The following is a 21,969-nucleotide window of genomic DNA, read 5'->3' as shown; positions in this document are numbered from 1 at the left end:
CGGAATGGGTGCATACGACGATCGGTAGTAGCCTTGGTGACGTGCTGATACGCCGGACGCCGAGCGATGCGCAGGTCTCCGCGACCGCGCACGGTCTGCTGGCGTCGGCGGTCTCCCTGCTCCTCGGCATCGCCGCCCACTCGATCGGCGGCGGACACGTTCCGTCGACGACGCAACTCGTCGTGCTGTCCGGGCTCGCGCTCTGCGTCGGCCTGGTCCGTGCCCGGCAGGTCCGATCGGTCGAGGCCTCGCGCGTCCGCGGCCGGGTGCGGATCTCGCCGTCGGGGAGTCTGGCCGCGCTCACCGTCGGACAGGCGGGGGCACACGTCTCGTTGTCACTCATGTCCGGCCACGCCGGGCACGGTACGTCCGTGGCCCCCGGGCCGGCGATGCTGCTGTGGCACCTGCTCGCCGTGCCTGCTGCTGCCGCGGTGCTCTTCGCCGCGGAGCGGCTGAGCCGGGCGATCGGCGGGGGCGTCGCTCGTGCGTGGCGGCTGGTCAGCACGCCCGTTCTCGTCGCCGAACCGTTCGTCGCGCTGTGCGGCGACCGCCACGTCACCGCCCTCCGGCCCCGGCCGATGGCGGCCTCGGCGGGCGTTCGCGGTCCACCGTCGCAGGTCTGAAACTCCCTTCTCACCCACCCGGTGCGTCTCGTCGACGCGCGGGACATCAGACCCTGCACGAAAGAAGCACACCCATGGCGATCAGCCGTACCCTCACCCGAACCCTCGTACTCGCCGCGGCGGCCCTGCTGTCCGTCGCCTTCGTGGCCGCCTGCGGCTCCGACGACGAAGGAAAGAGTTCCGATTCCATCACCGTCTCCGACCAATGGGTCAAGGCCGCGCAATCGGGAATGACCGCGGCCTTCGGCACCATCGCCAACTCGTCGGACTCCGACATCCGGATCGTCTCGGCGCACACCGACGTCGCACGCACCACCGAGATGCACGAAGTGGTCGACAACGGCTCGGGCGGCACCACCATGCGCCAGAAGGACGGGGGTTTCGTGATTCCCGCGAATTCGTCGATCACCCTGTCCCCGGGCACCGAGCACTTCATGCTGATGGACCTCACCGGGCCCATCACGACCGGACAGAACGTCTCATTCACCATCCGCTTCGAGGACGGCTCCACCACCACCTTCGACGCGCTGGCCCGCGACTTCGACGGCAACCAGGAGAACTACGCGCCGGGTGAGGCCCAGCCCGGCCACACCGGCATGACCGCCTCCGAGACCGAGCCGGAGCCCGCCGGCTCGCATCAGTGACGCCGGAGCGGACTGGTCGCATCTCGCGCCGAACCCTGTTGGCCGGCGGTGCCGGTCTGGCGGGAGTCGGCATCGGAGCGGCCGCGGGCGGGGTCGGGCGGGAACTCACCCCGCCCGACCCCGCCGCGGGCTCGTACCTCACGCCGTTCTACGGCGACCACCAGTCCGGCATCACCACACCCGGCCAGGCACACGCCCAGTTCATCGGACTCGACCTCGTCGATCCGACCGATGTCGCCACGCTCGCCGGCGTGCTGAGGCTGTGGACCCAGGATGCGTCACGGCTCACGCAGGGCGCGCCGAGCCTGTCCGACACCGAACCCGAACTCGGGACCCGGCCGACCGGCCTCACTGTCACCATCGGCGTCGGCGACCGGATCTTCCGCGCCCCGGCGTTGGCGCCGCATCGGCCGTCGTGGCTGAAGCCGTTGCCGCCCTTCGCCATCGACCGGCTCGACCCGCGTTGGGGACAGACCGACCTGCTCCTGCAGATCGGGTCCGACGATCCCGTCGCCCTCGCGCACGCGACCCGGATGTTGACCGCGTCCGTCCGGCGCAGCGTCCGAGTGCGGTGGGTGCAGCGCGGTTTCCGCAACAGCCCCGGGATGACGAGTGGAACCATGCGGAACCTGTTCGGTCAGGTCGACGGCACCGTCCAGCCGGCGTCGGCCACGCACGACGACCTCCTCTGGGACGACGGGAGCGAGCAGTCGTGGATGGCCGGTGGCACCAGTCTGGTGCTGCGGCGCATCGCGATGCACATGGACACCTGGGAGGCGCTCGACCGCCGCGGCCGGGAACTCTCCACCGGGAGGACGCTGGACAACGGGGCGCCGTTGACCGGCGCGGAGGAGTTCGATGAGCCGGATTTCACCGCCACCCGCGGCGGTATCCCGGTGATCCCGGCGTCGTCGCACATCGCGAGGGCGCATCGTCGTTCGGACGCCGAGCAGTTCCTGCGGCGGGGATTCAACTACGACGACCCGCCGGAACCCGGTGGCGACGACACGTCGAACAGCGGCCTGATCTTCGCGGCCTACCAGCGGAATCCGCTGACCCAGTACGTCCCGGTGCAGCAGCGTCTGGCCGAGCACGACGACCTCAACGAGTGGACCACGCCGATCGGCTCGTCGGTCTACGCGATCCTGCCCGGTGCCGGAGAATCGCGGCCGCTCGGCGCGTCGTTGTTCGCCGCGGCGGGACGGGGGAGAGGCGGTGCCTGACGGGAGAGTCCGGTGAGGTCGACTCGGGCGCGGCGACGGTCTGCGGTCTTCTACACTCGAAACAGTGTCGACCCCTGCTGTGCCGCGACCTTCTCTGACCGGCCTGACCTCGTTCGCCTTCCGTGACGCCGCCTTCGGGCAGCTGCGTGAACGCATCGGGCAGGCGAGGCTCGACATCACCGCCCCGGATGCCGCGCGACCGTTCGTGGTCGCGCAGCTCGCGGAGGTGTCCGAGCATCCGGTGCTGGTGGTCACGGCCAACGGACGCGAAGCCGACGACCTGACCACCGAGCTCGCCGAACTCCTGCCGTGCGGGGCGGGCGGGACGCCGGTCGTCGCGCAGTTCCCGTCGTGGGAGACGCTGCCCCACGAGCGGCTCTCGCCCAGCGCGGATACCGTCGGCGCGCGATTGGCCGTGCTCAGCAGGCTCGCCGATCCGTCGGTCGCGCCGCTCCGGGTGGTGATCGCGACGGTCCGATCCCTGGTGCAGCCGATGGCTCCCGGACTCGGCGGAATGCGCGCGGTCACCCTCACCGAAGGCAGTGAGGCGGAGTTCGACGCGCTGATCGAGAAGCTCGTCGAGATGGCCTACGAGCGCGTCGACATGGTCGGTGCGCGCGGCGAGTTCGCGGTCCGCGGCGGCATCCTCGACATCTTCCCGACGACGGCCGACTACCCGGTGCGCGTGGAGTTCTGGGGCGACGAGATCACCGACATCCGAGCCTTCTCGGTGGCCGATCAGCGCACGCAGCCCGAGATCGACACCTCCGTGGTCCAGATCCATCCGTGCCGCGAACTGGTGCTGACCGCAGGCGTCCGGGAGCGGGCCGCGGCGCTCGCAGAGGACGTGACCGACGAGGGGCTCCGCGAGATCCTCACCAAGCTGGCCGAGGGGATTCCCGTCGAGGGCATGGAGGCGCTCATCCCGGCGCTCGTCGACGGCCGGATGCAGATGCTCACCGAGGTGATGCCCGACGGCACGCGCGTGCTGGTCCTCGATCCGGAGAAGGTGCGCACCCGCGCGGTGGACCTCGCCCGAACGGGCGAGGAGTTCCTGGAGGCGTCGTGGAACGCCGCGGCGCTCGGTGCGACCGCCCCGGTGTCGGCGGGCGAGCCGGCGATCGATCTGTCGGCGAGCGCTTACCGGAGCGTCGACGACGTGCAGGCCGCGACCGTCGATGCGGGACGGTCGTGGTGGACGATGAGTCCGCTGTCGGCCGGGTCGGGCGAGGAGCTGGAGCTCGACCTCCAGCCGGGTCCGGCGCCGCACGGGAACCCCGATGAGCTCACCGCGTTCATGTCGTCGCTGCGCGCGCAGATCGCGTCGGGTGGTCGTGCGGCACTGATCGCCGCCGGCCGGGGCACCGCCATGCGATTCGTCGACCGGCTGGGCGAGGCGGAGGTCCCCGCGCGACTGGTCGAGCCGGGCGACGAGCTGCCGGACGACGCGGTCGGCGTCTTCCACGGCACGCTGCGGCGCGGCCTGGTGTGTCCGTCGGCCGGATTCGTGATCGCCACCGAGGCGGACGTGACCGGCGCGCGGGTGGTCGGGGCCAAGGACGGCAGACGCCTGCCCGCCAAGCGGCGCAATCAGGTCGACCCGCTGGCCCTCACCGCGGGCGACCTCGTCGTGCACGATCAACACGGCATCGGCAAGTTCGTCGAGATGATCGAGCGGACCGTATCCGGCGCCCGCCGCGAGTACCTGGTGATCGAGTACGCGCCGGGCAAGCGTGGCCAGCCGGGGGACCGCTTGTACGTCCCGATGGACGCGCTCGATCAACTCTCGCGCTATGTCGGCGGCGAGCAGCCCGGCCTGAGCAAGCTCGGCGGTTCCGACTGGGCGAACACGAAGCGGAAGGCGCGCAAGGCCGTTCGCGAGATCGCCGGCGAGCTGGTCCGGCTCTACGCGGCGCGTCATGCGGCGCCGGGCTTCGCCTTCAGCGCCGACACCCCGTGGCAGCGCGAGATGGAGGACGCCTTCGACTACACCGAGACCGTCGACCAGATGACGGTGATCGGCGAAGTGAAGTCCGACATGGAGAAGCCGGTGCCGATGGACCGCGTCGTCGTCGGCGACGTGGGCTACGGCAAGACCGAGATCGCGGTCCGCGCCGCGTTCAAGGCGGTCCAGGACGGCAAGCAGGTCGCCGTCCTGGTGCCGACGACCATCCTCGCCGGCCAGCACCTGCAGACGTTCACCGAACGCATGGACGGATTCCCGGTGAAGGTCCGCGGGCTGTCGCGCTTCACCGATCCGGCCGAGTCGAAGGAGATCATCGCGCAGATGGCCTCGGGCGAGGTCGACGTCGTCATCGGCACCCACCGGCTGCTCCAGACCGGTATCCGCTGGAAGGATCTCGGCCTGGTCATCGTCGACGAGGAGCAGCGTTTCGGCGTCGAGCACAAGGAGCACATCAAAGCGCTCCGCACCCACGTCGACGTGCTGACGATGTCGGCGACGCCGATCCCGCGAACCCTCGAGATGTCGATGGCGGGCATCCGCGAGATGTCGACGATTCTGACGCCACCCGAGGAGCGGCACCCCGTGCTCACCTACGTCGGCGCCTATTCCGACAAGCAGGTGGCCGCGTCGATCCGGCGTGAGCTGCTGCGCGACGGTCAGGTGTTCTACGTGCACAACCGGGTGTCGACCATCGACAAGACCGCCAAGCACATCGCGAACATGGTGCCCGAGGCGCGGGTGGTCGTCGCGCACGGCCAGATGGGTGAGGAGCAGCTCGAGCGGACGGTCCAGGGATTCTGGGACCGCGAGTACGACGTCCTGGTCTGCACGACGATCATCGAGACCGGCCTGGACATCTCGAATGCGAACACGCTGATCGTCGACCGAGCCGAGAACTTCGGGCTGTCGCAGCTGCACCAGCTGCGCGGGCGCGTGGGTCGCAGCCGCGAACGCGGGTACGCGTATCTGCTGTACAGCCCCGACAAGCCGCTCACCGAGACCGCCTACGACCGGCTGGCAACCATCGCGCAGAACAACGAGCTGGGCGCGGGCATGGCGGTCGCGCTCAAGGATCTCGAGCTGCGCGGTGCGGGCAACGTGCTCGGCGCTGAGCAGTCCGGCCACGTCGCGGGTGTCGGCTTCGATCTGTACGTGCGCCTGGTCGGCGAGGCCGTCGAGGCGTATCGCGCCGCAGCGGACGGCAAGCCGGTCGCGACCGAGGAGAACGTCGAGGTGCGGATCGACCTACCCGTCGACGCGCACATCCCGGTCGAGTACGTCGAGGCCGACCGATTGCGCCTCGAGGCCTACCGGAAGCTCGCGTCCGCGGGCGGGGACGACGACGTCGACGAGGTGATGAGCGAGCTCGCCGACCGGTACGGCGAACCGCCCGTGGAGACCCAGCGCCTCGCCGCGATCGCCCGGTTGCGCCTGCGCTGCCGTGAACGCGGCGTCGCGGAGGTCGGACTCGCGGGACAGTCGATCCGGATCTCGCCGCTGCTCCTGCTCGACAGTCAGCAGGTCCGGCTGGCCCGCATGTACTCGTCGGCGAGCTACCGCGCGGCGACGCACATGATCACCCTGCCGATCCCGCGGACGGGCGGCGTCGGCTCCGCGCGCCTCCGGGACACCGAGTTGATCGACTACGTGGTGACGTTCCTGCAGACGATCGCGCCGGTGTCCGCGGAGGGCTGACGGGAGCTACTGCCCCAGGATTCCGCGGCTGCTATGCCGTCAGCAGTTCTGTCCGGACCGGCCGACCGTCGGCCGCGAGCGCTGCGCGGATCACGGCGACTTCGGCGTCGGTCGCCTCGAGCAGCGGGGCGCGCACCGAGGCGTGGGCGATGACGCCGACCTCGCGGAGCGCGGCCTTCGCGGTCACGACACCGGGCGCCGTTCGCATGAGCGCGGCGGTCAGCGGCCGGACCCGGTTGTTGATGGCTCTCGCACGGGCGAGGTCGCCGGCGTCGACGGCCGCGATGAGGTCGCGATTGCAGTCGGAGCCGACCACGCCCATCACGCTGACCACCCCCGCGGCGCCTGCGGTCAGGTAGGGCAGATTCAGCTCGTCGATGCCGCAGTAGTAGGCCATGCCGGTCTCGGCCATCACCGACATCATCTCGAACAGGTCGCCCTTCGCATCCTTGACCGCGACGATCCGCGGATGCTGGGACAACGCGACGATGGTCTCGCGGGTGAGCGCGAGGCCGGTGCGGCCGGGGATGTCGTACAGCATCACCGGCAGATCGGTGGCGTCGGCGATCGCGACCGTGTGAGCGACGACGCCGTCCTGCGACGGCTTCGAGTAGTAGGGGGTCACGACGAGCAAAGCGTCGGCGCCCGCGGCGGCGACCGCGCGCGCCGTCTGCACGCTCTTGGCGGTGTGGTTGGTGCCGACGCCGACCACCAGCTTCGTCGCCGGGCCGACCGCGGCGCGCACCGTGTTCAGCAAGAGCAGCAGCTCGTCGTTGTCGAGCGTCGGCGACTCGCCGGTGGTTCCGGCGACGACGATCCCGTCGCAGCCGGTGTCGACCAGATGCTTGGCGACGGCCGCGATACCGGGCTGGTCGAGGGAGCCGTCCGGGTTCATGGGGGTCGGCATCGCGACGAGATTGGACCCGAAGGTCGCGCGCGCGGAGAGCAAGGTCGAGGTCATGCCTCCATCGTCGCTACGACAACCGTTCATCACAAGCGAGGGGTTATCGTGAGTAATCGTTAGGAGCTCTTCATGATTGATGTCGGAGCGTTGCGGGCGTTGCGGGCGATCGCGGATCTCGGCACCATGGCGCGCGCCGCGGACGAACTCGGCTTCACGCCGTCGGCCATCTCCCAGCAGATCAAACGGCTGGAAGCCCAGGTCGGAGTGCGTTTAGTGGCGCCCGCCGGTCGGCGAGTGGTGCTGACTCCGGCGGGAACCGCGCTCGTCGAGACCGCGCCCGAGGTGTTGGCCGCGCTGGAGAAGTCGGTCGCCGCGGCCCGGTCGGTCGACGCCGGATCCCCGCGCGGTGTGGTGAGAATCGCAGCGTTCTCGACCGGCGTCCGCGGAATCGTCGCCCCCGCGTTGAAGGCGATTCGACGGCGCTACCCGGAGATCCGCGTCGAAGTGACGGAGCTCGATCCGGTGCCTGCGGTGTACGCGGTGGAGTCGGGCAACGCCGACCTCGCGATGGTCCACGACGCCGACGGGGTGACGGTGGCGGTGCCGCCCGGGCTGGAGCGGTCGCACCTGCACACCGACGTCGGTGATCTCGCGGTCCCGGTCGGGCATCCGCTCGCCGACGTCGGCCGGCCGATTCGTCGGTCGGAGCTCGGCGGCTGCGGATGGGTCACCAGCCCGGTCGGAACCGTCTGTCATCGGTGGTTCGAGCGACTGTTCGCGGAGTCCGAGCTGCAGCCCGACGTGGTGCACTCGGTGGACGACTTCGGGACACAGATGGCGCTGGTCGCGGCCGGTGACGAGGTGGCACTCATTCCGCGACTGGCACGACCCCGGGTGCCCGACGGGGTGGTCGTGCGGGAACTCCACGCCGCGCCCCGGCGCGAGGTCTACACCGTCTGGCGACAGAGCGCCGAGGCCGACCCGGCGCTGCGCGCGGTGCTGACGGAACTGCGCGGGGCGTCGGCGTCGGCCGTCGGTTGAGCGTCCTACTTCGACGGGGTCGCGCTCGTCGAGGGCTGCGGGTGCGCGACCTCGGTGTCCGCGTCTTCGCCGGATCGGACAACATCCGCGACGCCTGGTGGCCCTACGGGACCGGCGACATGCTCGAGCGCACCACCATCATCGGGTTGCAGGGCGGCCTGATGGCTGACGACGACCTCGGCTACCTCGCCTCACTGGTGACCGACGCCGCGGCGGACGTCCTCGGCGTCGCCGACTACGGACTGCGTGTCGGCGGCCGCGCCGATCTCGTCGTCGTCGGTGCGCACGGTGTTCCGGAAGCGGTCGCCGGGCACCCGAAGCGCCGTCTGGTGCTGCACGCCGGCCGGGTGGTCAGCGAAGGCCGGTGACGCCGGATCGCTCACCGCAGTCGGCGTAAGGCGCGACACGATTCCTTCCCGCGCGTGTGACCGGAGCGAAGCGCTGTGACGCGTTAATGTCGAGGTCGACACTGATTTGCGGAAGGCGCTTCCATGGCTGTGGTCTTGCTCGATGCGTCGCGGCCCGACCTCATTCCGGCCGGCGCGGTGGCCCTGCTGTCCGACACGGTGGCCGTGACCGAGGAGGTCCACCCGTCGCTGCTCTGGCAGCTGCCGTCGTACGAGCTGGTCGGTCTGGTGCCCGATGACGGCTCCCGGACGCTCGTCAGCTCCGATCGTGAACATCCGGCCGTCCTCGAGCGGCTGAGATGGGGCGACACCGTCATCGAGGGCAGCACACTGCCCGGCGGCAAACTGCTGCGGGCCGTCGAACTCATGGACCGCCTCCGCCGATTGGGGCCGTGGGAGAAGCTGCAGACTCACGACTCGCTGCGCCGGTACCTCCTCGAGGAGGTCTACGAGCTGCTCGACTCCATCGACCACGGCACTCCCGAGGAACTCTGCTCGGAGCTCGGCGATCTGCTGCTGCAGGTGCTGTTCCATGCGCGGATCGCGGCCGACGCGTCGGTCGGGTCGTTCGACATCGACGACGTCGCGCAGAGCTTCATCACCAAGGTCTCGTACCGGACTCCCGGCGTGCTCGGCGGTGAGCATGCCGACCTCGACCGGCAGATCGACGAGTGGGAGGCCGCCAAGGCCGCCGAGCGTGAGAACACCAGCGTGCTCGACGGCATCGTCACCACGCAGCCCGCGTTGGCGCTGGTGCAGAAGCTGTTCGAGCGGCTGTCCGGCGTCGGTTTCCCCGTCGCCGCCGTGAGCCCGTCGCTGTACCGCGTGGACATCCCGTTCCGTAAGCACGCGGTCGGCAGCGTGGAGGACGATCTCCGCCGTCGCGCCATCGCCTTGATGAACCAGGTCCGGGACGCCGAAGGCGCCGCCGCCGAGGACGACGTGGCGCTGCGCGACGAGAACACCTGGCGCAAGTACCTCGGGCTGTCGTACGTGGAGGAGCCGGCCGGGGACGAGCCGGAGGTCGTAGACGGGCCCGGCGAGGTGGAACTCGCGGTGGTCGTAGATGGGCCCGACGATTCTCCCGGCGACAAGGGCGCGATCGCCCGGAAGAAGAAGGGCAAGAACCACAAGGTCAAGGGCGTGAAGGCGCCCGAGGTGCCCGGGATGGTCGTGGTCGAGAAATGGAGTGCTGAGGGGGAGTAGGCGCGTCCCTCTGCCGGGGTTGAGCAGCCAGCGTCGTCGGGAGCCTTCTCGTTTGCTGGGCATGGGCCGCCTTCTGCTGGTTGAGGCGCGAGGTGCCTGTTCGCTGGTTGAGCCGTGAGGAGCGGAGCGACGAGCGTGTCGAAACCCGGTGACGTTGACGCGGTCTCCCACGAATGTCCGACCGTGCTCGTAAGGTGACGATGTGGCTGAGAGGCAGTGCGTTGCCGGTGGATCGACTTACGAACCCGACGTGTCCGCGCTCGGCGCAGACGCTGTCCGATTCGTCGCCGGCACGCCCGAGAACCGCGACGAATTGGCCGCTCAGCGGACGCCGTTTAGGCTTCAAGGATGATCGATCAGAAGGCTGGTTCATTGCCACCGGTGGACTCGCCGATGATCGTCGATCTGTTTGCCGGCCCGGGCGGGTTGGACGTGGCGGCGCATTGGCTCGACGTGCCCTCGATCGGCATCGAGTTCGATGAGAACGCTGTCGAAACTCGAGAAGCTGCCGGACTGAGCTCGATCCTCGGCGACGTAACCCGCTGGCGGCCAGAGGATTTCACCGATTCCGTCAACGTGTTGACCGGTGGCCCTCCGTGTCAGACGTACACAGTTGCCGGCAACGGTCACGGTCGCCGCGCACTCACGCGTGTCATCGCACTCGTAAACATGCTCGGGGCGGGAAAAACAGCTGAAGTCTTAGAGCAACTGCAGCGAATCGAAGCTGAGCCGGACTCGGATGCACGCACCGGGCTTGTTCTTCAGCCATTGATCTGGGCGCTGGCAGCTTTGGAAGCCGGCCGACCGTACCAAGCAATCATGCTGGAGCAAGTCCCAGCGGTGAAGCCCGTGTGGGACGCGATGAAGGTCGTTCTGGAAAGCAAGGGGTACGGCGTGGACGTGCGGATCCTCCGCACGGAAGAGTACGGAGTTCCGCAGACTCGCAGACGCGCTGTTCTCGCAGCCCGATGGAATGTGCACAGCAGTGAAGTGACGATGCCGGCTCCTACCCACCAGAGGTACGTGGGCACTGCGCTCGATGCAGAGCCGACGCTTGATTTCTCAGAGGGTCGACCGCAGTGGATCAGCATGGCGCAAGCACTTGGTTGGGATGAGCCGTTCACCGTCGTCTCCAATTACGGAACCGGAGGCGATCCGAAGAACCGGTGCAAGCGGCGGTACGACCGCCCAGCGTTCACTGTGACCGGAAAGGTCTCGCGGAACAGGGTCCTCATCGATGGAACGAACGAAGTGCGCAGATTCGGGCCACCGGAGGCTGGCCGGTTGCAGACATTCCCAGGAGACTATCCTTGGGAAGGCCGTGATATCTCGCAGCAGATCGGAAACGCGATCCCCCCGCGGCTCGGTGCACACGTGTTGGGTTGGCTGTTGGGGATCGACGTGAATCTCGACGATGACTTCTTCGAATGCAGAGCCGACACATGGGTCGGACCTGACGACGATCGCGCTCTCCAGATCCGGGCCGCCATCGCCAGGACCGAGGTGCTCGGGGAATCGATCACGAAGGTCGTGAAGTGCCCGAAGCGAGTGAGACGATCTGAGGATGGCCGAATCGTGGGCGTCGTCGGAGGCAGTCCGACGATCGATGAAGTCGAATCGGAGCCGGGACACAGGGCCGGAGCTCCGGTTGAGGTCGGAGCTGCATCGTAGGGGTTTGCGCTACTTCGTCGACCGAGCGCCGATCAAAGGGGTTCGCAGGCGGGCTGACGTAGTGTTTCCACGGAAGAAGATCGCTGTATTCGTCGACGGTTGCTTCTGGCATGGTTGCCCTGAGCACTTCACCGTCGCCAAGACGAACGCCGAGTACTGGGCGGCCAAGGTGGAGGCGAACCGGGCACGGGATCGAGATACTGACCGCCTGCTGATCGATGCTGGATGGACCGTGCTGCGAGTGTGGGAGCACGAGGACGTCGAAGGTGCAGCGGACCGCATTGTACGGGCCATCCGGCCAGGATCTGAACGGTAACCGATGCGCCTACGGCTCACAGGGATTGGGCACGTGCGGTATGTCGTTCGGGTCCGAGATGTCGGACCCGAACATGTATAGTCCCCGCTGTGGTCGGGGGCACCACGGTCGAGATCGGTGACTCCGCGCACGTGATGCTCGTTCCTCGCCTGCCGTCGATGTCGTACCCCACCGGTAGAACAGATCGGTGTGTCAGGGTGGTGCACTTGTAAACAGACAGACAGGTGGTGTGAGTCATGGAGCTGGATCCGTCGCAGCGCAGGGTGACGCATGCGCCGCACGAAGAGCGACTTCTGGTCTCCGTGGGCGCGGGGCAGGGCAAGAGCGAGGTGGTCGCGGCGCGACTCGTGAATCTGCTCGTCAGCGGCCTTTCGGCGTCGACGGAGATCCTCGTTCTCAGCTTCTCTCGTGCAGCGGTGCATGTGATCAGGAATGGGCTCGCCGACCGCGACGTCGTCGACGTTAAAGTCCGCACCTTCGACTCGTTCGCTTCGGAGCTGCTCCTCGATCTCGACTTGGAGCCGACCGGATCCTACGGCGCCCGAATCCGTCAGGCGACCGATGCGGTGCAACCCGCCGACGAGCCCCCGGCCGCGATCGGGAATGTGCGGCACCTGGTTGTCGACGAGGCACAGGACCTGGCGATCCTCGACACCCTGCCGAGCGGGACTGGCTTGACCGTCCTCAGCGACACTTTACGGAGCGTCTCCGACTTCGTCGAGTCAGAGAGTGAGACAGCCTCCGAGACGATCTTCGATTGCTTGAGAGGCGGTCGCCATGCTGAAACTGCGAGCCTCGATCGCTGCTATCCTGCGTGCGGATCAGACTGTTTCGTTGCGATAAGAATCCGCGCACAATCCCGTGGCGGGATCGAAACATATCTCGCATCTCTCGGGTGGCGGGCGATCCGAATCTGGAGCACGAGCACCGAGAGTCCCCGACGGATCTTGTCGAGACCAGCGTCTTTTTGGTCGGGCTGCCTGATAGTGTGCGTCGGAGATTTAGCGCACGTATTGGCACGGGGTCGAGCGGCTCGAACTGAGGGAAATGAGTTGAAGCGCAAGCTGATTGAGGAGTCGCCGGTCCTGGGCGCGATCGACAAGCCAGCGGCACGAGACAGGGCGATCCGCTGCGGGCGCCCGTCGACGCAGAGCACTCGCTTGGCGCGACGGGTGACGAGCGTCGGCGTCGGCGTGAAGAGTGGGATTCTCGGTTTCGACAAGAGCGAGTTCGAGGACATCGAATCGTGACCAACTCGAACGATGTCGTTGAGCGGATCAAGCTCGCACCCGACGCCGGGCTCGTGAAGAGCCTCGGCGCCAACCACACTCTGGAGTCGGCAATTGCTGACTTGGTTGACAACAGCATCGACGCTGGTGCGTCGCGCGTCTCGATCCGGCTCCTAACCTCCGACGACCGCCTGACTCAGGTAGAGGTCCTCGACAACGGTCGGGGGATGGATGCAGTTGCTGCGAACGCGGCGATGACAATCGGACACCAGAGGGACTACTCAGACAGCGACCTCGGCCACTTCGGGATGGGCCTAAAGGCGTCTTCGTTCGGACACAGCGACGTTCTGACCGTCTGGTCCACGCAACACGGCGCGACTCCGGTAGGGCGCCGCATTCGCCGTGCGGACTTCTCTAGGGACTTCACCTGTGAGGTGCTGTCGGCCGACGTGGCCGCTGAGCGCGGTGTCGACAGGCAGGTAGTCGTCGGCTCTCAGGAGGGCACGTCGATCGTCTGGACCGACGTCCGCAACGCGTATCGAGGGCGCAATCGGGACGAGGCCCGTAGTTGGCTTTCTGCGCGCAACAACGCACTTAGATCGCACCTCGGTGTGACATTTCACCGCCTGCTCGCTGTCAAACGGCTCGAGATCGATGTGCTGATCGACGAAGTCGGGGAAGCCCTGACGGGGATCGGAGTTCCGATCCTGCCCATCGACCCGTTCGGCTATTCGATCTCTGGGCATCCGGAGTACCCCAAGGATCTTTTCGCCAAAGCCGGCGACGCCAGGGTAAAGTTGACTTGTCACATCTGGCCCGCCAAGTCTGATGTGACCGGATTCAGGATCGGCGCCAAGAGCGGTGAACAGTTCCAGGGGTTCTACATCTACCGGAACGATCGATTGCTGCAGATCGGCGGTTGGTCAGAGACTGCGACGCCGTCGGCCGCTCGCCAACTCGCCCGTGTCGTTCTGGAGGACACCGGAGCAATCGGCCCGTTCGTTACGATGAACCCGGAGAAGAGTGGACTGAAGTTCGAGCCGATCTTCCACGACGCGATCAACAAGGCGGAAGCCTCGGATGGCACGGGATTCTTTACCTTTCTCCAAGACGCCGAGTTCGTGTACATCGATGCGAACAAGCGGAGACGTCGGCGAAAGCCCGCCATCAGACCTGATAAGGGAATCGCGCCAGCGGTCCGCAAGCGGATCGGGCGTGAGCTGTCGTTTATCGATGGCGACGCGGTCAACGTCAAGTGGAAGCGTATGCCCTCCAGCGAGTTTCTCGATGTCGACTACCCTGCAAAGGTTGTGTGGCTCAACAGCCGCTACCGCGCCCTCTTCGCTCCCGATGGTGGGAGTCTCAACGATGCCCCCGTCCTCAAGGCACTTCTCTATCTGTTGACCCACCACGTATTCGAGGGCCAGCACCTCGGTTCTCGGGACAAGGACGAAATCGCACTCTGGAAGAGCGTCCTCGGGGCAGCGGCAGCCGCGGAAGAGCACATGCGGGGTAAGTGAGGCAACCGCTGATGACGACTTCACCTCAAGATGCGCGGCACCTGACCTTCAACACACTGGATGCGCTCTGGAGCACTGGTGCGCCAATGGCACTGCCGATAAAGGGCGAACCTGCGTGCCAGCTTCAACTCGACCCCAAGAACGGTCTCATTACGCTCATTACCGTGTACGAAACGCCAGAGCCCGACGTCGCCAAGCTAAAGAACATCGACTTCGCCGCGATCTCGGCGGGCGACGATGAACTCGCCGAGTTGACCGTCCGGGTCGAGGGCAGCGTTCATGGGGCGTACGGGCTCCTCGCAACTATCGCCGATGAACTCCAGGTTGAGAAGATGCCACTCGCTGCCGCGGTCGCCGCAGGTGTCACCCGTCATCGGAATGTGTTCGCGTCGCGTGGTGCTCTGACCGCAGAGAAGGAGATCGGCCTACTCGGAGAGTTGCTCTTCCTGGAGTTTCTCATCCACCAGATAGGGGCGGGTCCGGCGACCTCCTCCTGGCAGGGGCCTCTCTCCGAGGAACACGATTTCACTTTCGACGCCGTCCACATCGAAGTGAAGACGACTAGCAGCGAGCGTCGCCGGCATGTCATCCATGGACTCGAGCAACTCGTCCCACTGCGCGGTGTCCCTTTGAGCGTGCTGTCGATTCAGCTCACTCGGGCGACGCCAGACAGCGGGCGGACACTGCCACAGGTCGTCGCCCAAATCCGTAGGATCGCCGGAGGACATCGGGTAGCCCTCGACGGCATGCTCACGAGCTTCGGCCTTCAGGACGGCGACGCTGATCTCTACTCCACGTTCTGGGCGCTTCGTTCCCAGCCGCGCGCATACGACGTCAAGGGCGAGTTTCCTGCGATGACGCCGGATCTGGTAGGCCCCATCGTCCCGAACTTCGCGCTTATGTCGGAGGTCTCATACAGAATCGACCTCACAGACCTGCATCATGACACCCTCCCCGACCCCATCGGTGGATTCGTGGAGTCAAAGGAGAGCTAACGAACGTGACCGATCAACGCCCAACTTGGGTCGATGCGCTTACAAATGCCTTTGTTGCGCTGAAGAACCAGCAGCCTACGCCGCCCGCACCAGCCTCCCCCGCCGCTCGGCCCGATATTGGCGGCATTGGCAGGTGCAGTAGTCACTGACGACGACCTCATCGACTTCGTGCTGCACGCCGACGAGAACGAGCCAGCCCTGACTCAAGCCCGTATTGCCCTTGCAAAGTGGGACAGCCTGACCGAATACCTCGGGCTGGACGACGCGACGACGGAGGCGCACACACAGGAACGTCGCGCGGCGATTTACACGAGGCTGGGACTCTCGCCAGAGGTCGCGCGAGCGTTCACCGAACGTATCGGAGTCTTCGAGAAACAGTCGACGACAATCTCCAAGGTCTTCGAGCCGTGGTACTTAGCTGAACGGAAGCTTCGGACCAGCGTCTACTGGGACAACTACGAGGGTTATCTTCGCGACGTCAAAGGGTGGCCAGCATCGTCGATCTCCTCTCTGGACGAAACGACCACGGAGGTCATCGAACGACTCAGTCGACCGACGAGACCGGAGGCGAAGCAGACCAAGGGGCTCGTTGTCGGCTACGTCCAGAGTGGGAAGACTGCCAACTTCACCGGCGTAGTGGCCAAGGGGATCGACGCTGGCTACCGCCTGATAATCGTGCTGAGCGGTACCATTGAGATCCTTCGCGCGCAGACCCAGCGGCGCATGGACATGGAGCTTGTTGGCGTTGAGAACATATTGGCAGGCCAGGATCCCACCGATCCGGCCGTCCTCAAAGAACTCGACTACCAGCAGGATGAGGAATGGAAGGCCGAGCGATTCGTCAAGCACGGTGATGCGCTCAACCTGCCCGGAGTAGTCGAGATCGCTCGCGTGACCAGCCATCGGAGCGACTACAAGCGCCTCCCACAGGCGATGACTAAGCTCAAGTTCGCGCGCAAGAACAAGCAGAAGCCGCTTAACGACGAAGAGAACCTTTTCCACTCTGGCGCCTACGTCGCAGTGATCAAGAAGAACTCTGCGTCGTTGAGGAAGTTGATCCAGGACCTGAAGCCTCTCAAGAACGACCTTGCGGAACTGCCGGTCATGATCATCGACGATGAATCCGACCAGGCCTCGGTAGACACTACAAACCCGGCCAAGTGGAAGAAGGGCTCTAAGGAGAACCGAAAGCGGACGAGGATTAACCATCTCATCACGGAGATCCTCGAGCTCTGCCCACGCGCGCAGTACGTCGGATACACGGCAACCCCCTTCGCGAATGTCTTCGTGGACCCCGACGACGAGCGCGATCTATTCCCAGCGGACTTCGTCCTCTCCCTTCATCGTCCGCCGGGCTACATGGGCGTCCAGGAGTTCCACGACGTGGGTAAACGTTGGGATGACGAAGAGAAGACGGTCGCAACATCCAACGAGTTGGCGCACATTCGGCCGCTGGTTGGAGACATGGAAACGGACCCATTAGGTAGAATCAAGGAGCTACAAGAGGCACTCGATGCGTGGGTTCTCTCAGGTGCAATCAAGAAGTATCGCGAGGCTCATTCCGATTTCCTTTACAGGCACCACACGATGCTCATTCATGAGTCGGTCAAGAAGGCCGACCACGCGGACACCGCGTATGACGTCCGCTCTGTGTGGAGCAAGGCCAAGTTCAATTCGACGGAGGGGTTGACCCGGCTCGCCAAACTCTACCGTGATGACTTCGTCCCAGTGATGGAGGCACGCGCTGCCGGCGCCCCGATCCCGGCGTCCTTCGAGGAGTTGAAGCCCTATATCGGGGCGGCCCTCGCCGAGATCACGATCGATGATGATCCGGTTCTCATCGTGAACTCCGACAAGGAGATCGAGGCACAACAGAAGAAACTCGATTCGAAGCCGATAAGGTCTGGCGAATCCTTGTAGGAGGCACTCAGCTTAGCCGCGGCTTCACTGTCGAGGGCCTTACCACCTCCTACTTTCGTAGGAAGGCGGGACAGGCCGATACCCTGATGCAGGCTGGTCGCTGGTTCGGATTTAGGCCCGGATACCAGGACCTTGTCCGTCTGTACATCCGGCGGGATTCGAAAGTCGACCTTTACGAGGCGTTCGAGGCTCTGCTCATGGACGAAGAGGCATTCCGAGCCGAACTCGACAAGTACGCAGGCTTTGACGAGTTTGGGATGCCAGTGTTGGAACCGCGCCAGATCCCGCCGCTTGTAAGCCAGCACCTTCCCTGGCTGAAGCCGACCGCGCGGAATAAGATGTGGAACGCGGTCATCGCTAACAAGGCGCCGACTGATATCCAAGACCTGTACGGACTTCCCGAACGAGGCAGTATCGAGAACCGCACGAACTTTGACGAGGTTGTCGTGCCGCTTCTCGCTCACGCGTCCACCGAGATCATGCTGCCGTACGAACTCGACGGTAGGTCGGGCTTTCGGCAGCGGGCCCGTGTGGGGGTTATCGGCGCGGCGGATTTCAACCAGCTGTTCGAGCAACTTTCGTGGCACCCAGATTACGAATCTAACATTAGGGCCTTCCGAGGCTTCATCCAGAAGGCTACGGACGACAAGAAGATCACCGATTGGGCGGTCGTGTGGACGTGGCCGAACAGCGGCGGTCGGACGTTCGCCATCCCCGAACTCGGCGGCGACATCTCAATCGTGAAGCGCAAGCGCCGTGCCGGGCGTAGTGACTTTGTCGGATCGGATCGCAAGCACCGTGCCGCCGTCCGGCCCATCGCACTGGGCGAGTTGGTGGCGCCGCTCGGTGAATCAGAAACCCGTGGCGTGGTCCTGGTATCCGTAGCTCCGGACCGCGAGCCCGACGACCTGGCAAAGCCTGTGGACAGAAGTGAGCTTGTCGGCCTGATCTCGATCGCAGTCCCGGCGAAGGCTGTGTCCAGGAGCGACCTCATCCAATGGACTGTCATCAACTCGGCGAAGCCGGACGATGTGGTCGCCGACCAGGATATGTGATTCTGACAGTTTCGATGTGTTTCAGGTCGCATATTGAGGACCGAGATCAGCGTGATTTACGTTGTCACGGTCGACCTTGTTTCTGTGCATTGGTAGCTCCCGGGCCGGCGTGCCACGGACCCAAGCGGTTTCCGACTCGCGCGCAGCTGATTATTAGAAGCGAGTTGATCTATCGCCAACTCGTCAGTCTCGCCAGGAGTACGCACAAGATCGCTGAACACGAGTTCGAGTAGCCCGCTTGGCCCTGTGGATGGAGTGACGGATAGTGGTCCGACCGAGAGCAGCTTGGGCACGCGTCGATCGACGACATGCTTCGAGGCTGGTGGGGCCGTGGCGGTAGCTGCAACTGCGCAGCTAGTGAGGTAGGTCGCTGTTCTTTCGGCTTCTGAGGCGTCATCCTGCGGCGTACGACTCATTCGTAGAAGAGGGCCTGGCTCAAGCGCTCGACCTTCTCGCTGGTGGGGAGCCAGCTGCGGCAGGCCTTGATCAGTCGACGTGGTGGCTACAGCCGGGCGGCGGCCGGCAGGAGCAGTCGGCACTGAACATGGCGGCACAGTACCCAGGGGCATCGGTAGTCCTACCGTGCGGCGGCGCCATTCGCGTTGGCTAGGTGTAGTTCCTGGGCAGGTTGTGAACGGCGTGGCATGACGAAGTAGGTGAGGACCTCCGGTATCGGTGTGGCTACCACAACACGCACCGACCACCGAGAGGTGAATTGACCCGGGTTTGATGGAGACAGGTTTGACCGGAAGGGACACTTGGTTCATGCCTCGTCCACCGAAGTACTCGCAGGAGTTGCGCGATCGTGCCACGCGGATGGCCGTCGACGCTCGAGCTTGTCAATTCTTCCGTGTAAGTCGATCAGGGATTCGATTTATAGGTGATGGTTGATACGGTCTGGATACGCGAGCGAGAGTTGCTCGAGAGCGCGTTTCCAGTTGGTCGTGACCGCGCCTTCGACCAGTCGCCCGGAGGCTCGGCGTTTGGCGGCGGGCAGTCCGCGTTCCTTGGCTCGATCGCGAGCGCGTTTGTCCTCGATGTTGCAGATCGCCATCCACAGCAGTTTCATCGCGGCCTGATCGTTCGGGAAGTGCCCGCGATTCTTGGTGACCTTCCGCAGCTGATAGTTCAGCGACTCGATGCTGTTGGTGGTGTAGATGACCCGCCGCAACTCCGGCGGGAACGCCAGGAACGGGATGAACCGCTCCCACGCGTCCCGGAACGTCTTCACCGCCGACGGGTACTTGCGGCCCAGATCCGAGTCGGCGAACGCCTCCAACGCGTCCAACGCCGCCTGCTCGGCCGGGGCCTGGTAGATCGGCTTGAGCAGTCCGGCGACGGCTTTGCGGTCGCCGTAGCCGACGAACCGCATCGACGCCCGGATTCAGGTGCACCACACAGGTCTGGACGGTCGCCTGCGGCCAGGTGGCCTCCACGGCGTCGGCGAATCCGGTCAGGCCGTCACAGCACACGATCGCCGGCGTCCTCGACCCCACGATTACGCAGTTCCGCGCACACTGCGGCCCAGAACTTGGCGCCCTCAGTCTGCTGAATCCAGATCCCCAGGACGTGCTTGATGCCGTCCATGTCGACGCCGACGGCGAGGTGGGCGGCCTTGTTGCGCACGTGCCCGCCATCGCGGATCTTGACGATGATCGCGTCGAGGTAGATCACCGGATACAGCGCTTCGAGGTCGCGGGTCTGCCATTTGGCGACCTCGTCGGCGACCTCCTCGGTGACCTTCGAGATCGTCTCATGCGACAACTCAGTGCCGATCGTGCTCGCGAGGTGATGCTGGATATCGCGGATGGTCATCCCGCCGGCGTACAGCGAGACGATCATCGCATCGAGGCCGTCGAGGCGGCGCTGACCCTTGCGGACCAGCATCGGAGCGAAGCTCCCGTCCCGATCCCGCGGCACCGACAACGCCACATCGCCGACCTCGGTGGCCACAGTCTTGCTGCCGTATCCGTTGCGGGAGTTCGGAAACGACGCCGCATCCGGATCCCCGACCTCGTACCCGAGATGCTCAGTCAGTTCGGCGTTCAGGCCTCGTTCGAGGGTCGCTTTGAGAAGTGAGTTCAGTAGGCCGTCCTGGCCGCCGACCGGCTCGCCGGCATCGATGCGGGCGAACACCTCATCCAACGCTCCCGACGCGATCAACTCGTTGGCCATCTCAGTCTGCCGACGGCGTTGTTCCTCACGCGAATCATCCACGCTCACATCATGATTGACAGTCACAACAGCGGTTCCCTTCAGGGTTGAACCTCACCGCTTACACAGACCATCTGACACGCCCCGACGCTCGGAAGGACCCGGAGACCGCGCCGGGCGCGTTGGCTCAGATCGCCAAGCAACTCGATATCAACCCCGAAACGTTGCGGACCTGGGGCCGCAGAGTGGAGGCAGGCCACGCCGAAGCGCCCGGCATCGAGACGGTCGCCGATATTGAGCGGATCCGCCAGTTGGAGAAGGAGAATGCCGAACTGCGTCGGGCGATCGAGATCTTGAAGACGGCGTCGGCCTTCTTCGCGGCCGAGGTCGACCGGCCACACCGCTGATCGTCGCTTTCATCGACCAGCACCGGACTCGATGGCCCGTCGAGGCGATCTGCACCGCCCGGACCGAGGCCGGTTGTGCGATCGCGCCATCGACCTACTACGCCGCCCGCACTCGAGCGCCCTCGGCTCGGGCGGTGCGCGATGAGTACCTGAAAGCCCAGATCATGCGGGTGTACGAGGCCTCTGGCGGCATCTACGGACTCCGCAAGATCCGCGTCGCCCTCCAGCTGGAGGAATCACCGTGGCCAAATGCACCATCGAACGACTCTGCGCTGACCTGGGGATTCGTGGAGTCGTGCGGGGCAAGTTCCCGCGCACTACCCGCCCGGCACCCGAGACCGCGCGGCCGGCCGATCTGGTCGACCGCACCTTCGCCGCCGAGGCGCCGAATCAGTTGTGGGTCGCCGACATCACCTTCGTTCGGACCGAGGTCGGCTGGGTGTACGTGGCGTTCGTGCTGGAGGTGTTCTCGACGATGATCGGCGGCTGGCAGACCTCGACCCGCATGTTCGCCGACCTGGCCATCGACGCCCTGGCGATGGGCTTGTGGCTGCGGCGGCGGGCCGGGCAGGATCTGACCGCACTGATCCACCACTCCGATCGCGGCGTGCAGTACCGAGCCATCCGCTACACCCAGGCCCTCGATGAGGCCGGGGCCATCGCCTCGGTCGGATCCCGCGGGGACTCCTACGACAACGCGATGGCCGAAGCCCTGAATTCGCTGTACAAATACGCACTGATCTACCGAAAGGGGCAGCGGACGAGCACCGACGCCGTCGAGATCGCCACCGCCGAATGGGTCCACTGGTACAACACCACCCGCCTGCACTCCGCCCTCGACTACCAGCCGCTGTCGGCAGTCGAGGCCGACTACTGGACCCAGAACCGAGCCCTCGAACTCACCTCGCAGAACAACTGATCGGTCTCAAACAAACCCGGGTCTTGACAGCCTCTGGTTGTGAAGTGGAGCTGTTGAGTTCAACCGCTTCACGA

At 65.5% G+C, this 21,969-nt stretch carries 14 protein-coding genes and 3 pseudogenes; 15 read left to right on the top strand and 2 right to left on the bottom strand.

Going from position 1 to position 21,969, the window contains the following annotated elements:
* Positions 1-41 precede the first annotated feature (41 nt).
* From SCNU_RS19390 to mfd, 4 genes are all read left to right on the top strand, one after another.
* The gene (locus SCNU_RS19390) at positions 42-623 is read left to right on the top strand and encodes a hypothetical protein (RefSeq protein ID WP_009681119.1); all 582 of its coding nucleotides are present in this window, start codon (positions 42-44) and stop codon (positions 621-623) included.
* 74 nt (positions 624-697) lie between these two features.
* Positions 698-1,267 carry a copper chaperone PCu(A)C gene (locus tag SCNU_RS19385; protein WP_009681118.1) on the top strand — a complete coding sequence of 190 codons (570 nt, stop codon included), beginning with the start codon at positions 698-700 and terminating at the stop codon, positions 1,265-1,267.
* Positions 1,264-2,490, top strand: coding sequence for a Dyp-type peroxidase (locus tag SCNU_RS19380; protein ID WP_009681117.1), 1,227 nt, complete (start codon positions 1,264-1,266; stop codon positions 2,488-2,490). Before SCNU_RS19385 ends, SCNU_RS19380 begins: the two co-directional genes overlap by 4 nt.
* A gap of 79 nt (positions 2,491-2,569) precedes the next feature.
* A complete protein-coding gene (gene mfd / locus SCNU_RS19375) occupies positions 2,570-6,151 on the top strand; it encodes a transcription-repair coupling factor (RefSeq protein WP_009681116.1) in 3,582 nt (1,193 codons plus the stop codon).
* A gap of 31 nt (positions 6,152-6,182) precedes the next feature.
* On the opposite strand, the gene dapA is transcribed toward mfd, so the two are convergent.
* Complete coding sequence (gene dapA, locus SCNU_RS19370) at positions 6,183-7,112, bottom strand: 4-hydroxy-tetrahydrodipicolinate synthase (protein WP_009681115.1); 930 nt, start codon at positions 7,110-7,112, stop codon at positions 6,183-6,185.
* A gap of 72 nt (positions 7,113-7,184) precedes the next feature.
* Here dapA and SCNU_RS19365 point away from each other — a divergent pair, with 72 nt between their 5' ends.
* From SCNU_RS19365 to SCNU_RS21165, 9 genes and pseudogenes are all read left to right on the top strand, one after another.
* The gene (locus tag SCNU_RS19365; protein WP_009681114.1) at positions 7,185-8,096 is read left to right on the top strand and encodes a LysR family transcriptional regulator; all 912 of its coding nucleotides are present in this window, start codon (positions 7,185-7,187) and stop codon (positions 8,094-8,096) included.
* A gap of 41 nt (positions 8,097-8,137) precedes the next feature.
* The gene (locus SCNU_RS19360) at positions 8,138-8,464 is read left to right on the top strand and encodes an amidohydrolase family protein (RefSeq protein WP_009681113.1); all 327 of its coding nucleotides are present in this window, start codon (positions 8,138-8,140) and stop codon (positions 8,462-8,464) included.
* A gap of 123 nt (positions 8,465-8,587) precedes the next feature.
* Complete coding sequence (locus SCNU_RS19355) at positions 8,588-9,709, top strand: nucleoside triphosphate pyrophosphohydrolase (protein WP_009681112.1); 1,122 nt, start codon at positions 8,588-8,590, stop codon at positions 9,707-9,709.
* 348 nt (positions 9,710-10,057) lie between these two features.
* A complete protein-coding gene (locus SCNU_RS19350; RefSeq protein ID WP_139026161.1) occupies positions 10,058-11,380 on the top strand; it encodes a DNA cytosine methyltransferase in 1,323 nt (440 codons plus the stop codon).
* On the top strand, positions 11,274-11,696 hold the full coding sequence (locus tag SCNU_RS20290) for a very short patch repair endonuclease (RefSeq protein WP_009681110.1): 423 nt from the start codon (positions 11,274-11,276) through the stop codon (positions 11,694-11,696). Before SCNU_RS19350 ends, SCNU_RS20290 begins: the two co-directional genes overlap by 107 nt.
* 236 nt (positions 11,697-11,932) lie before the next feature.
* Entirely contained in the window at positions 11,933-12,946 is a 1,014-nt protein-coding gene (locus tag SCNU_RS19345; protein ID WP_009681109.1) for a UvrD-helicase domain-containing protein, read from the top strand.
* Positions 12,943-14,445, top strand: a complete 1,503-nt coding sequence (locus tag SCNU_RS19340) for an ATP-binding protein (protein WP_009681108.1) — start codon at positions 12,943-12,945, stop codon at positions 14,443-14,445. The genes SCNU_RS19345 and SCNU_RS19340 overlap by 4 nt, the downstream gene beginning before the upstream one ends.
* Before the next feature lie 86 nt (positions 14,446-14,531).
* A complete protein-coding gene (locus SCNU_RS19335) occupies positions 14,532-15,440 on the top strand; it encodes a PD-(D/E)XK motif protein (RefSeq protein WP_009681107.1) in 909 nt (302 codons plus the stop codon).
* Positions 15,441-16,163: 723 nt separating this feature from the next.
* Positions 16,164-18,415: pseudogene (locus SCNU_RS21165) on the top strand (Z1 domain-containing protein).
* An 874-nt stretch (positions 18,416-19,289) separates the two neighbouring features.
* On the opposite strand, the pseudogene SCNU_RS19325 reads toward SCNU_RS21165, so the two are convergent.
* A pseudogene (locus SCNU_RS19325) lies at positions 19,290-20,590 on the bottom strand (IS256 family transposase).
* 161 nt (positions 20,591-20,751) lie between these two features.
* Here SCNU_RS19325 and SCNU_RS19320 point away from each other — a divergent pair.
* Entirely contained in the window at positions 20,752-20,976 is a 225-nt protein-coding gene (locus SCNU_RS19320; protein ID WP_175284133.1) for a transposase, read from the top strand.
* 166 nt (positions 20,977-21,142) lie between these two features.
* Positions 21,143-21,895, top strand: a pseudogene (locus SCNU_RS20360) (IS3 family transposase); the annotation flags it as partial.
* Positions 21,896-21,969: the final 74 nt, after the last annotated feature.

The sequence above is a fragment of the Gordonia neofelifaecis NRRL B-59395 genome, assembly GCF_000192435.1.
GTDB classification, from domain to species: Bacteria; Actinomycetota; Actinomycetes; order Mycobacteriales; family Mycobacteriaceae; genus Gordonia; species Gordonia neofelifaecis.
Note: the sequence above shows the minus strand (reverse complement) of the source record. Positions and strands in the feature narration are given on the sequence as shown.

Bases quoted from the DNA above. Each gene is read 5' to 3' on its own strand.
- dapA (WP_009681115.1), bottom strand. From the start codon at position 7,112: ATGACCTCGACCTTGCTCTCCGCGCGCGCGACCTTCGGGTCCAATCTC.
- SCNU_RS20290 (WP_009681110.1), top strand. From the start codon at position 11,274: ATGGCCGAATCGTGGGCGTCGTCGGAGGCAGTCCGACGATCGATGAAG.
- SCNU_RS19345 (WP_009681109.1), top strand. From the start codon at position 11,933: ATGGAGCTGGATCCGTCGCAGCGCAGGGTGACGCATGCGCCGCACGAA.
- SCNU_RS19350 (WP_139026161.1), top strand. From the start codon at position 10,058: ATGATCGATCAGAAGGCTGGTTCATTGCCACCGGTGGACTCGCCGATG.
- SCNU_RS19385 (WP_009681118.1), top strand. From the start codon at position 698: ATGGCGATCAGCCGTACCCTCACCCGAACCCTCGTACTCGCCGCGGCG.
- SCNU_RS19365 (WP_009681114.1), top strand. From the start codon at position 7,185: ATGATTGATGTCGGAGCGTTGCGGGCGTTGCGGGCGATCGCGGATCTC.
- SCNU_RS19355 (WP_009681112.1), top strand. From the start codon at position 8,588: ATGGCTGTGGTCTTGCTCGATGCGTCGCGGCCCGACCTCATTCCGGCC.
- SCNU_RS19335 (WP_009681107.1), top strand. From the start codon at position 14,532: ATGGCACTGCCGATAAAGGGCGAACCTGCGTGCCAGCTTCAACTCGAC.